At 39.6% G+C, this 11541-nt stretch carries 13 protein-coding genes; 10 read left to right on the top strand and 3 right to left on the bottom strand.

What is annotated here, in order from left to right:
- Positions 1 to 205: 205 nt before the first annotated feature.
- From ABWK04_08515 to ffh, 4 genes are read left to right on the top strand one after another with little or no spacing between them, the layout of a single operon-like run.
- Positions 206 to 493 carry a metalloregulator ArsR/SmtB family transcription factor gene (locus ABWK04_08515; protein MEZ0361915.1) on the top strand — a complete coding sequence of 96 codons (288 nt, stop codon included), beginning with the start codon at positions 206 to 208 and terminating at the stop codon, positions 491 to 493.
- A 2-nt stretch (positions 494 to 495) separates the two neighbouring features.
- Positions 496 to 822, top strand: a complete 327-nt coding sequence (gene trxA, locus ABWK04_08510) for a thioredoxin (GenBank protein MEZ0361914.1) — start codon at positions 496 to 498, stop codon at positions 820 to 822.
- Positions 822 to 1763 (top strand): thioredoxin-disulfide reductase, encoded by a 942-nt coding sequence (gene trxB, locus ABWK04_08505; protein ID MEZ0361913.1) that lies wholly within the window; start codon positions 822 to 824, stop codon positions 1761 to 1763. Before trxA ends, trxB begins: the two co-directional genes overlap by 1 nt.
- Positions 1764 to 1779: 16 nt before the next feature.
- Positions 1780 to 3090 carry a signal recognition particle protein gene (gene ffh / locus ABWK04_08500; protein MEZ0361912.1) on the top strand — a complete coding sequence of 437 codons (1311 nt, stop codon included), beginning with the start codon at positions 1780 to 1782 and terminating at the stop codon, positions 3088 to 3090.
- A gap of 44 nt (positions 3091 to 3134) precedes the next feature.
- Here the strand turns inward: ffh and ABWK04_08495 are convergent, their stop codons facing one another.
- Both ABWK04_08495 and ABWK04_08490 read right to left on the bottom strand, forming a co-directional pair.
- Entirely contained in the window at positions 3135 to 3557 is a 423-nt protein-coding gene (locus tag ABWK04_08495) for a tetratricopeptide repeat protein (protein ID MEZ0361911.1), read from the bottom strand.
- On the bottom strand, positions 3554 to 4183 hold the full coding sequence (locus ABWK04_08490) for a diguanylate phosphodiesterase (GenBank protein ID MEZ0361910.1): 630 nt from the start codon (positions 4181 to 4183) through the stop codon (positions 3554 to 3556). The genes ABWK04_08495 and ABWK04_08490 overlap by 4 nt, the downstream gene beginning before the upstream one ends.
- 79 nt (positions 4184 to 4262) lie before the next feature.
- Here ABWK04_08490 and tpiA point away from each other — a divergent pair, with 79 nt between their 5' ends.
- Positions 4263 to 5003 carry a triose-phosphate isomerase gene (tpiA, locus tag ABWK04_08485; protein ID MEZ0361909.1) on the top strand — a complete coding sequence of 247 codons (741 nt, stop codon included), beginning with the start codon at positions 4263 to 4265 and terminating at the stop codon, positions 5001 to 5003.
- Here the strand turns inward: tpiA and ABWK04_08480 are convergent.
- The gene (locus tag ABWK04_08480) at positions 4962 to 6020 is read right to left on the bottom strand and encodes an LptF/LptG family permease (protein MEZ0361908.1); all 1059 of its coding nucleotides are present in this window, start codon (positions 6018 to 6020) and stop codon (positions 4962 to 4964) included. The two genes, tpiA and ABWK04_08480, sit on opposite strands and share 42 nt — an antisense overlap.
- Positions 6021 to 6044: 24 nt before the next feature.
- Here ABWK04_08480 and gcvT point away from each other — a divergent pair, with 24 nt between their 5' ends.
- The 5 genes from gcvT to ABWK04_08455 form a co-directional block, all read left to right on the top strand.
- Positions 6045 to 7064 (top strand): glycine cleavage system aminomethyltransferase GcvT, encoded by a 1020-nt coding sequence (gene gcvT, locus ABWK04_08475; protein MEZ0361907.1) that lies wholly within the window; start codon positions 6045 to 6047, stop codon positions 7062 to 7064.
- Positions 7065 to 7101: 37 nt separating this feature from the next.
- On the top strand, positions 7102 to 8304 hold the full coding sequence (locus ABWK04_08470; protein MEZ0361906.1) for a methionine adenosyltransferase: 1203 nt from the start codon (positions 7102 to 7104) through the stop codon (positions 8302 to 8304).
- A gap of 10 nt (positions 8305 to 8314) precedes the next feature.
- Positions 8315 to 9535, top strand: a complete 1221-nt coding sequence (glp, locus tag ABWK04_08465; GenBank protein MEZ0361905.1) for a gephyrin-like molybdotransferase Glp — start codon at positions 8315 to 8317, stop codon at positions 9533 to 9535.
- Positions 9536 to 9547: 12 nt separating this feature from the next.
- A complete protein-coding gene (locus ABWK04_08460) occupies positions 9548 to 11035 on the top strand; it encodes a glycosyltransferase family 39 protein (GenBank protein MEZ0361904.1) in 1488 nt (495 codons plus the stop codon).
- 71 nt (positions 11036 to 11106) lie between these two features.
- The coding region (locus tag ABWK04_08455; protein ID MEZ0361903.1) for a hypothetical protein at positions 11107 to 11541 on the top strand (435 nt) is incomplete at its 3' end.

The following is an 11541-nucleotide window of genomic DNA, read 5'->3' as shown; positions in this document are numbered from 1 at the left end:
ACGTGACCTTTTGCAACTATAGTTCTGTCAGGGAGTCTTTCAAGATAATCCGAAAATATCTCCACAGATAAGGCAAAGGAAGCACTTACCATCAAAGAAAGGATTATCCTTAACACTTGAATATTATAAAAGGCAGTCTAAATTTTAAAAAACAATTGATATTCTTATTGTGTTATGGTAGAATATTAGCATATGAGGTGATAAGATGGTGGAAGTCGCTTCTGAAGAGAAGTTAGAGGCATGGGCAGAGTTTCTTAAAGCCTTGGCGCATCCCATCAGGCTTAGAATCATATCGGTTCTCATTGAAGGCAAACAGTGTGTAAAAAACCTCAGCGAGCTTCTGCACACCTCCCAGCCTAACGTTTCCCAACATCTTGGTATTTTGAGAAATAAAGGTATAGTAGGTTGCAAGAGGGATGGCTCCATAGTTTGCTACTACATCAAGGATGAAAGGGTGTTAGAAATCTACAAAATTTTGAGTAAGGAGGTTTGAAAATGGCAGGAAGTGTGATAGTCCTCACTGAAAGCAACTGGCATACGGAAGTGATAAATTCGGACAGACCTGTAGTGGTGGATTTTTGGGCACCTTGGTGTGGTCCATGCAGGATCATAGCACCTATCATAGAAGAACTTGCCGTAGAACTTGGTGATAAGGTGAAGTTCGGTAAGCTAAATACTGACGAAAATCCTAACATAGCCATGCAATACGGTATAAGAGCTATACCTACAATAATGCTTTTCTCTAAGGGGGAAGTAGCCGACACGAGAATAGGTGTACAACCTAAAGAAGCTCTCAGGCAGATGATACTCAGCCATCTGTGATGGTGGAAATTTCTGAAGATACGCTTTACGATTGTATCATAGTGGGTGGTGGACCTGCAGGGCTTACCGCAGGTCTCTATGCTGCCAGAGCCAAGATGAACACACTCCTCTTTGAAAAGGGAACCATAGGAGGGCAGATTGCTATAACCGATCTCGTTGAAAATTATCCGGGTTTTCCTGAGGGTATAAGCGGTAAAGAGCTTTCCTTGAGATTCAAGGAACAGGCTGAGAGGTTTGGACTTAAGGTGGTAAAGGGAGAAGTGGTCAAAGTGGAAAAGAGCGGTAGAGAGGTAATTCTGCACCTCAGAAACGGTCAAATACTGAGAACAAAAACCCTGATCGTAGCATCTGGATCAAACCCAAGGAAGTTAGGTGTTCCTGGAGAAAGCGAGTTTTTAAATAGGGGTGTGTCTTACTGTGCTACATGTGATGGAGCGCTTTTTGAGGGTTCACCCATAGCGGTTATCGGCGGTGGGGATTCAGCCACACAGGAAGCACTTTTTCTTACAAGGTTTGGGAGTGTAGTTTATCTCATTCACAGGAGGGACCAGTTGAGGGCTCAAAAGCACCTTCAGGAGAAGGTATTCTCAAATCCGAAGATAAAATTTATTCCAAACAACGTTGTTGAAGAAATAAAAGGGAGCGATTTCGTTGAAAGGTTGATATTGAAAAATACAAAAACGGGTGATTTGTCAGAGCTTCCTGTAGAGGGTGTATTCATATTCATAGGTTTGGAACCCAACACAGGCTTTTTGAGAGACATCCTCAAACTTGACGAGAGGGGATACATACTTACCGATGAAAGAATGAGAACGAATCTTGAAGGCGTTTTTGCAGCTGGAGATTGCAGAAGCGGTTCAACAGGTCAGGTGGCGGTTGCAGTAGGGGAAGGATGTATAGCCGCTATGGAAGCGGAAAAGTACATAGAGTACAATTTCTGAAATATAATTTAATATCATGCTTGAGTTGCTTACTGAGAAGTTTAGTAAGAGTATATCAAGATTAAAAGGTGCAAGAAAGCTTACAGAAAAACAAGTTAACGATGCGCTCAGGGATATAAGGATGGCTTTACTTGAAGCCGATGTAGACTATGATGTGGTAAAAGCTTTTCTAAAGAGGGTCAGGGAGCGAGTTCTCACCGAAGATATCAAAAACAATCTCTCGCCCGTTGACAGCATTATACTTACAGTATATGAGGAGCTGACAAATATACTCGGCGGTGAAAAGTCTGATATCAAAAAAGGGACTGTGCTTTTTGTAGGCTTGCAGGGTACAGGAAAAACTACCACCATAGGTAAACTCGCACACTTCTTAAAAAATCAGGGCTTTAAAGTGGCTGTTTCTTCGTCTGATGTGAGGAGACCTGCCGCAATGCTTCAACTCAAAAAGCTCGCTGAAAAGGTAGGAGTGCCTTACTACGGCTTTGATGATGTGTCATCTAAGGATATAGCCATTAATGCCAAACATAAAGCTCAAAGCGAAGGTATAGATTACCTCCTTCTTGATACAGCTGGAAGGTTGCACATAGACGAGGATCTGATGCAAGAGCTCAAACAGATAAAGGAAGCAGTTAGACCTTCCGAAATTCTTTATGTAGCCGATTCCATGCAAGGGCAGGAAGCTTTAAGGGTCGCAAAGGTTTTTCACGAAAGCGTTACACTTACTGGGGTGATACTGACCAAGATGGACGGTGATGCGAGGGGGGGATTAGCCCTTTCAGTAAAGGAAGCTATAGGTGTACCTATAAAGTTTGTGGGTGTGGGGGAAAAGATAGAGGATTTGGAAGTTTTCTATCCAGATAGGGTAGCTCAGAGGATATTAGGGCTGGGTGATCTTCAGAGCCTTCTGGAAAAAGCTCAGCAAGTTATACCTGAAGATGAGGCTCAAGTGCTTGCCACGAGGATCATGAGGGGGGAGTTTGATCTTGAGGACATGCTCAAGCAGATAAGGTTTATAAAGCAAATGGGACCTTTAGAAAAGCTCTTGGGTATGATACCGGGGATAGGCGCTCAGCTCAAAAACGTGAAGATAGACGAAAAGAAGTTCAAAAAAACAGAAGCGATAATCCTCTCTATGACAAAAGAGGAGAGAAAGAATCCCAGGATCATAAACATGAGCAGGAAGGTGAGAATAGCCAAAGGTAGCGGAACGAGTGTGGGAGATGTGAACAAAGTTTTGAAAGAGTATGAAGAGATGAGGAGGATAATAAAAAGCATGAAGGGAATGAAAGGATTACCTACGTTACCTAAATTCCCCTTTAGGTTTTAACACAATGAATCATCAAGCTCCATCTTCTACGAAGATGGAATAGTTCACCGACCCTCAATCTCTCTGAGAGTTTCTCTGTATTCTTTACTGTCTCTTAAACTTATGGCTTTTTGTATTATGGACAAAGCCTCTTCTCTTCTTCCCTGTTTATAAACTACCCACGCTAAGTTATTGAGTACATCCGCATCTTCGTGGTGAAGCTCCAACGCCTTCCTATATTCCTCCTCAGCTTTTGCATAGTCACCTTCCTTTGCGTAAATGTTTCCTAAATTAAAGCGTGCCTTCCACAAATTTTTGTCCTTGCGTAGGGCTTTTTCGTACTCTTCTTTTGCAAGTTTTAGCTCTCCTTTTCTTTCATAGATATATCCCAGATTTAGATGCTCCTGCGCAGTTAATGGATCAGTTAAAACCACTATTTGTGCACATGATAGTGTAAAAAATAAAAAAAGTATAATCATTTTTCTCATAACTGAGCCTTTATCTGCTCATATCCAAATAAATATCCATGTCCAAGCTGTGCGCCCATTCTTGAGGCAAGATCTAACTTCTGTACCGTATCTATTTTCTTAAAGCATACTTTTGATCCGTAATACTTTACAAGCTCAACAGCTCTTTTTAAATCATCTTTATTAGCTTTAATGTAAAAATCGTCGCTAAAAAAGACATAATCAAAGGCTCCAAACATGATCTCCTTGAGTTCATATCCTATGGTGGTAAAATCATCCAGTGCAACTCCTAAGCCACACTTTTTTATCCTGCTTCTGTATATGTATAGATTCTTAAGTCCCATACCCATAGGGAGATTAACCACAAGATTATTCCCATAAAGTGGAAGGCTCTCTATGTTGAGAGAGATAGGGAGGTTAACGAAGATCACATCTCTTTTGTTCATGGAGCGTACCGTTTCCAAAACGGCAATTTCTATCTTCATTTTCAAATCCCTGTTGGCAATTTCTGCAAAACTACCCTCTTCGTTACCATAAACTATCCTTGAAACGAGCCTTTGTCCGTGAAGACGCCCAGTTTCTATCTCTACTACATTTTCTAAAACCGCATAAACTTTTAAGTTTTTGCTGTCTTCAATATAAAGCATTCCTAAGGAAAATACTACATCATTGGTAAAATACAGTCAAGTTGACACATAGTTGCGCTATAAGTTAAACTTAATAAAGATGAAGCTTATATCCGCCAACTGGAAAATGAATATTACACCTTCGCAGACAAAAGAATACATCATTAAGTTTCTACCGCTTATCGAAGATGTGAAGGACAGAGAAATACTTCTTTGTGTGCCTTATACATCTCTGTGTATAGCTTCGGAGATGTTAAAGGGCACGAATGTGAAGCTTGGAGCCCAGAATGTTTATTATGAGCAAAAGGGTGCTTTTACAGGTGAGATATCGGTGAGTATGCTGAAAGATTTAGGTGTTTCTTACGTTATTGTTGGTCACTCGGAGAGAAGGTGGATCTTTGGAGAAGATGATGAGGCGGTGAATAAAAAATTAGTGGCTTGTCTTGATGGTGGTTTGAGACCTATACTTTGCGTAGGGGAGAGACTGGATGAAAGGGAAGCGGGACTCACATATAAAGTGATTGAAACCCAAATAAGGATAGCTCTGTCTTCTTTGGAAAATTATACGGATATGATAGACATAGCTTACGAACCTGTTTGGGCAATAGGAAGTGGAAATCCCGCAACCCCTGAAGATGCTCAGGCAGTTCACAGGTTTATAAAAAACGTCCTTGAGGATCTAAACAAGAACTATCAAGGCATGACGCGAGTTGTTTATGGTGGCAGCGTAAATGTACATAACGCAGGTGAGTTTATGAAGATGCCAGATGTGGATGGTTTACTTGTAGGTGGTGCGAGCTTAGACCCTAAAACCTTTTCCCAGATAGTAAAGTCCTTTTAAGGAAAAGAAAAAGAGCGGAGCGAAGGCAATTAACCCGTAAATTGGACTTAGAGACATGCTTTCCGAGAAAAGCCTTGTCAGTACGAAACTCATCCAGTAAAAAAAGAAAGCAGGTACGAAACTCAAAAGCCCAGCGAGTATATTTCTTCTCTTTATAGTGTAAGACATAACGATAATACCTATCGGTACTGATGTAAAAGAAGATAGAAACCTCCTTATTATCTCCGACATGTATAAGTTGTAGTTTAAGCCTATGCTTTTACCCAGAAAGTAAAGGAATATAAGTTGATTCAGTGACACATGTTCCACCCTTTCCCCTATAGGTTGTGCATTTTTTATATCAAAGAGCTTAATAGCCATATACTTAGCTGTTGTGTTACCTTCTTTAAAATTCCAAACTTTTGCAAAAGGTAAAAGTATGGTATCACCCTTCCACAAACCTCTATCAGCTTGGACTATTTCCAATATATTATTTTCTCTACCTCTTACCAAAAATACTCCCGCAACTTTACCACCTTTTATATCAACAAACTGAAAATTTATGTAGATTCTTTCATCATTTTCTTCTTTGAAGAACCATGCATTTCTCATTATAAGATCTTCAATCTCCTGTCTTTTTTTAAATCTCTTTTCTATACTGTAGAGGTTTTTATTGTTTTCAGCATATGTATTAAAGTTCATAAAAAAATTAAAGAAACTCACAAATACTAAAAAAAGTACTATATTAAGGAAAAATTTCAGCGGTGATATCCCAAAGCTTTGAACTATCAGATCTATTTTTCTCAAAAATACGTACCTTAATAGGATCATCATGGCAATTACGCTACTGAAAGGTGAAAGGTAAAGGAAGGATAATGGCAGTAAATTGGCAAGATAGGAGAAAGCTATATCAGCACTTTTCTGCTTGAAGAGAAAGAGAAGTTCCATAAGAGCGTAAGAGGAAACTATACCCAGAAGTATGGCATTTACTATCAGGAAAAGTTTGACGTATAGAAAAAGGACGTATTTGCCGAGCATAGGGAAACATTTTACAATGTTTGTATGAAAACACCCCTTTACGAACTTCACAGAGAGCTAAAAGCTAAGATGTTTGAGTTTGCAGGATGGGAGATGCCTCTATTTTACTCTTCCATAAAGGAAGAAGTAATGGCGGTAAGAAGATCCTGCGGTGTGTTTGATATATCTCACATGGGAAGAATCTTGATGAAAGGTCCATCATCTGCGGACAGTCTCCAGTATCTTACCACCAACGACATAAAAAAGCTTAGTCCGGGCAAAGTCCAGTACAGTATGTTAACAAATCCGGAAGGAGGTGTAATTGACGATATAACCGTGTACATGTTCAACGAGGAAAGTTTTATGTTGTGTGTGAATGCATCAAATAGGCACAAGGTAGTAAGCTGGCTCTTTAAACATCACTCAGTAGAGGATATATCTGACAGCACGGTGCAGATAGCCATTCAAGGAAAAGATAGCGTGAATGTGCTGTCTAAATTTTTCCCCGTTCAGGATATAAGGTACTACGGATTTAAGGTCTTTGATGGTATGGTAGTTTCAAGAACAGGCTACACAGGTGAGGACGGTTTTGAGATATACGCAGGTCTGAAGGAGGGTACAGAGCTTTTTAAAGAGTTATTGAGGTATGCCAAACCATGCGGTCTTGGTGCAAGGGATACGCTAAGGATTGAGGCTGGACTTCCTCTTTACGGTCATGAAATTTCTGAGAACATAACACCTTTTGAGGCAAACCTCGACAGGTTCGTGTATATGCATAAAGAGTTTGTAGGAAGGGAAGCTATGCTGAAAAAGGAAATCAAAAGTAAACTTTTTGGGCTTGAGCTTTTAGAAAGAGGTGTCCCAAGAGAGGGATACGGAATATACGTATCGGACATAAATATAGGCACTGTCAGTAGCGGAACTTATTCACCAACCCTTGATAGAGGAATAGCTTTGTGCTTTATAAAAATCCCATACAGAGAGGAAGGTCTGAAAGTAGAGCTTGATGTTAGAGGTAAAAGGCTCAAAGCAATGTTAAGGAATTATCCTTTTGTACGCAGGTAGATTATAATCTATTTAAAACTTTTTCAGGAGGTCTCAAGTGGCACAGATAGTAGTTACTCCTATGACCTTTGCACCTGTTTACGAGCAGTCGGCTGAGATAGTGGAAAGGAAAGGAACAGGTCATCCAGATACTATATGTGACAATTTAGCCGAAAATCTTTCGAGGGAACTCTGTAAGTGGTATTTGAGAGAGTTCGGAGCGGTTATGCATCACAATGTGGACAAAGCTTTACTCGTTGGAGGAGTTGCCGATGCTCACTTCGGAGGTGGTCAAGTTATAGAGCCTATAGAGATATACCTTGTGGGTAGAGCCATCCTTGAGAGGAATGACAAAAAGCTTGATGCGGAGGATCTCGTAAAGCAAACGGTAAAAGAATGGCTCAGCAAAAGTATAAAAAACATAGACGTGGAAAAACATGTTAAAGTTTACGCTAAGATAAAGCCCGGTGCCAGAGATCTCGTGGAACTTTTTGAGAGATTTCAGAAAAGTGGGGAAGTACCTTTGGCAAATGATACATCCTTTGGCGTAGGATTTGCACCTTTTGATGAGTTAGAGAGAGCCGTTTACGAAACGGAAAGGTTTCTCAATTCTGAAGCTCTCAAGAGGGAGCATCCTGAAGTTGGGGAGGACATAAAAGTTATGGGAGTTAGGGTAGAAAGCAGGATAAGATTAACCGTCGCTTTGGCATTTGTGAGCAAGTATATAAAAAGCATAGATGAGTATTTTGAAAAGAAGGAGGAGATAAGGAGGAAGGTAAAAATGTATGTAGAGGGTCTCCTTGGTAGGGAGATAGAAGTTTATATAAACACAGCGGACAGTAGGGAGAACAATTCGGTGTATATAACAGTTACAGGTACTTCCGCGGAGCAAGGAGATGACGGACAGGTAGGTAGAGGTAACAGAGTCAATGGTCTTATAACTCCATACAGACCTATGAGTCTTGAGGCTGCAGCAGGAAAAAATCCTATATCCCACATTGGGAAGATATATAACACCGTAGCCAACCTAATAGCTCAGAGAGTAATTAAAGAGCTGGAAGACATAGAGGAAGCATACTGCTATATAGTCTCTCAAATAGGGAAACCCATAAATCAACCGCAGATACTTGATGTAAAGATAAGAACGCGGAAAGACATAAGAGGTTTACAGGATGAAGTGAAGAAGATAGCGCGGGAGGAACTTGAAAAGATGCCAAGCGTATGGAAAGGTTTTCTTGAGGGTATATATTCTGTTGCGTAGGAGGTGCTTAATGAGTTTGTTGGCATACGAAGAAGCGCTTTCTATAATTCTTGAACATACAAAGTTGATAGACGCGGAAAGAGTTTTTTTAAGTCAAGCTATAGGTAGGGTATTGGCCGAAGACATATTAGCCGACACGGATAAACCACCCTTTGACAATTCCGCTATGGACGGTTACGCAGTAAGATACGAAGATATAAAAGAAGCATCTGAAGAAAGACCTGTGAGATTGAGGATCGCAGGCGAATTATCTGCCGGTGACGAGAAAGATTTCAAAGTAGAAAAGGGCAGTGCTGTAATAATATTTACCGGAGCACCCCTACCTGATGGTGCGGACTGCGTAATTCCCTTTGAACTCACCCAAAGGGAAGGCGATTATGTGCTTATAAAACGTGCGTTAAAAATCGGAAGCAATATAAGAAGGAAGGGAGAGGAGGTAAAAGAGGGTCAAATCCTTCTTCAAACTGGTACACTTATAAGACCGTACGAAGTTGGTATAATGGCATCGGTAAATAAAGCTCTCGTCTTTGTTTACAGAAAACCTAAAGTTGCTATATTGGCAACCGGTGACGAGATAAAGGACGTTGGCGAAACTATAAATAAGCCTTCCCAGATAAGAAGTTCCAACAGCTACACACTTCTTTCTCAAGTCATAAGAGATGGTGGAGAAGCACATTACTTGGGCATAGTAAAGGACAACGAGGAGGAAATATCAAGTGCTCTTAGAAGCATACATAACTACGATGTGTTTATAACCACGGGCGGGGTATCCATGGGAGGCAAAGACTACATCCAGTATCTTGTGAAGGATTGTGGAATTGATGTGAAGTTTCATAAAGTGCGTATAAAACCTGCGAAACCTGTCCTTTTTGGTACTTACGGAGAAAAGGGCTTGTTTTTTGGTCTTCCCGGTAATCCGGTATCCTGCAGTATGGCTTTTGATCTTCTTGTCCGACCCGCTATTTTGAAAATGTCAGGAAGGCATCGCTACATACCTGATGTCTTTAAAGCTACGCTTAAGGAGAGCTTTCACAGAAAAGATGCTGAAAGGCGAGAGTTCGTCAGGGCTTACGTGTGGTTTGAGGGAGAAAGAGCCTACTGCTCATACTCTCACAAAACTCAATCACACATGCTTACTTCCTATGTAAACATGAATGCCTATATGGTGGTTTATGAAGGTGTATATGAAATAAATAAAGATAGCCTTGTTGATGTAATAATGTTCCCATAATATAATTTCCCCATGCTCTACGCTCTTTTAATCCTTCTCATATATCTTTACTATCTGAACCTCGGTTTTCCTCAGGTATGGATGCCAAATGAATCCTTTTATGCGTACGCATCGAAAATTATGCTAAACAGCGGTGACTTCTTAACGCCTTACTATAACGGAAGTATAAGACTTGAAAAACCACCCCTCACCTACTGGATGATCTCCTTAGGATACTATCTTTTTGGAGTCAATGAGTTTGGTCTCAGATTCTTTCATGTTACGCTCGGCATACTTACAGGTTTGGTCACCTATTTTTTGGCTCAAGATCAGTTAAAAGATGTGAAGGTATCCCTCCTTTCCGCACTTGTGCTTTTGTCTTCGTTCCAATTCTTTGCCAATGCGAGGTATGCTTCACCAGAAATGCCCTTTACCTTTTTCATAACCCTCTCGCTTTATCTTTGGCTCAAATCATACAAAAAAAAGAGTGTACTTATATTGATATTAGCGTTTACCTCTTCCTCCTTAGCCATAATGACTAAGGGTCCTGCTGGTCTTATAATTCCAGCAGGTGTAGTTTTCACATACCTTTTTCTGAATAATCCGAAAGAGCTTTTAAAAAAGCGATATTACCTGCTTACTATCCTTGTGATTCTTCCAGCCTTTTGGTGGTATATTTTTGAATTTCTATTTCACAGAAAGGATCTGTTAAAAGTGTTCTACATAGAAAACATCAAAAGGATATACGAAGGAAGCGATCCCTTATACTTTTACCTTCTTGATACGCTTGTAAGCTTCCTCCCTTACTCCTTTCTGGTATTTCTTGCTTTAACATGGGCTTTTCTCAAATTGAGAAGAGAGCTTAGTTTTTTCATTGCGTGGTTTGTATTTGTCTTTATTCTCTTTAGTTTTGTAAAGTCTAAGATACCTGTCTACATTCTTCCTGCATACCCAGCTATGTCCATTTTAACAGCTGACTTTATCCTTAACTCCAGGTGGGAAAAGCTCATTAAGTATTCTTCAACTTTTTTAAGTCTTCTGATCTCTATGACGATCCTTTTTCTAACTTTTTATTTTGAACTTGAAAAAATTTACATAACTCTTGCCTTTTTACCTCTGCTTTTTCTTCTCAGATATTGGCGCTTTAGTCTCATATTAGCGGGCATAGTCTTCTTGATATTTATGAACACAGGTATGCTTACTTACCTTGAAAGTTTTAGGCATTACAGAGATCTTGGTAATTTTATAAAAACCCTTGATCCGACCAGTAGTTTGAAGACATATGAAGTTGGATATTTCCATCATAACTTACCTTTTTACGCAGACAGGATAATAATAAAAGATAAAATACCTGAAAAAAACTCATTAATTATATTCAATTTAAGATCTTTTAACGGTTGTAAACCCATAAAAATTTGGGAACTTTATACATCATCAGAATCAAGATTCGTGACTTTTTTGTTTGATACAAAAAGTAAAAGAAGGTTTGAAAGATTTGGTGTGTGTATATATAATAGATAACAGATAAGAAGGATAGAAACAGTTGACAGGAAGTGTAAAAAGTGAATATATAGAAGAAGGGAGCAAAAAACATGATAACACTGCAGTTTAGATTAGAGCTACATAAGGAAGACCGCAAAGCACTTAAAGACTTGATGAGAAGACAGTCTTCCTGCATGAGATACGCCTATAACAGGCTATTGGAAGGCAAAGAAAGAAAGGAGCTTCAATATATCTTTGGTCTTAGAAACCAGTTCCAATTTTTATTAACAAATCTACCCAAGCATACTATATTATTCCATATGAAGCTGTCGGATTATGCTAAAAAGCTTGGCATCAGTTATAAGACAGCTTGGAGATTGTTTAAGGAAGGAAAAATAAAAGGTTTTCAGTTGCCTACAGGAACTATCATAGTTGAGGAAAAACAAGAGTATGAGAACGGAAACAGGTGTATTATCTATGCAAGGGTTTCTGACAATGCAAGTAAAGACAACCTTGAAAGACAAGCCCAGAGGCTAAAAGAGTAT

It is taken from the genome of Hydrogenobacter sp., from assembly GCA_041287335.1.
Classification (GTDB): domain Bacteria; phylum Aquificota; class Aquificia; order Aquificales; family Aquificaceae; genus Hydrogenobacter.
Note: the sequence above shows the minus strand (reverse complement) of the source record. Positions and strands in the feature narration are given on the sequence as shown.

What these genes read in the sequence shown, in the direction of transcription:
- ABWK04_08515 (MEZ0361915.1), top strand. Translation starts at nt 206, where the DNA reads ATGGTGGAAGTCGCTTCTGAAGAGAAGTTAGAGGCATGGGCAGAGTTT.
- trxA (MEZ0361914.1), top strand. Translation starts at nt 496, where the DNA reads ATGGCAGGAAGTGTGATAGTCCTCACTGAAAGCAACTGGCATACGGAA.
- trxB (MEZ0361913.1), top strand. Translation starts at nt 822, where the DNA reads ATGGTGGAAATTTCTGAAGATACGCTTTACGATTGTATCATAGTGGGT.
- ffh (MEZ0361912.1), top strand. Translation starts at nt 1,780, where the DNA reads ATGCTTGAGTTGCTTACTGAGAAGTTTAGTAAGAGTATATCAAGATTA.
- ABWK04_08495 (MEZ0361911.1), bottom strand. Translation starts at nt 3,557, where the DNA reads ATGAGAAAAATGATTATACTTTTTTTATTTTTTACACTATCATGTGCA.
- ABWK04_08490 (MEZ0361910.1), bottom strand. Translation starts at nt 4,183, where the DNA reads ATGCTTTATATTGAAGACAGCAAAAACTTAAAAGTTTATGCGGTTTTA.
- tpiA (MEZ0361909.1), top strand. Translation starts at nt 4,263, where the DNA reads ATGAAGCTTATATCCGCCAACTGGAAAATGAATATTACACCTTCGCAG.
- ABWK04_08480 (MEZ0361908.1), bottom strand. Translation starts at nt 6,020, where the DNA reads ATGCTCGGCAAATACGTCCTTTTTCTATACGTCAAACTTTTCCTGATA.
- gcvT (MEZ0361907.1), top strand. Translation starts at nt 6,045, where the DNA reads ATGAAAACACCCCTTTACGAACTTCACAGAGAGCTAAAAGCTAAGATG.
- glp (MEZ0361905.1), top strand. Translation starts at nt 8,315, where the DNA reads ATGAGTTTGTTGGCATACGAAGAAGCGCTTTCTATAATTCTTGAACAT.
- ABWK04_08460 (MEZ0361904.1), top strand. Translation starts at nt 9,548, where the DNA reads ATGCTCTACGCTCTTTTAATCCTTCTCATATATCTTTACTATCTGAAC.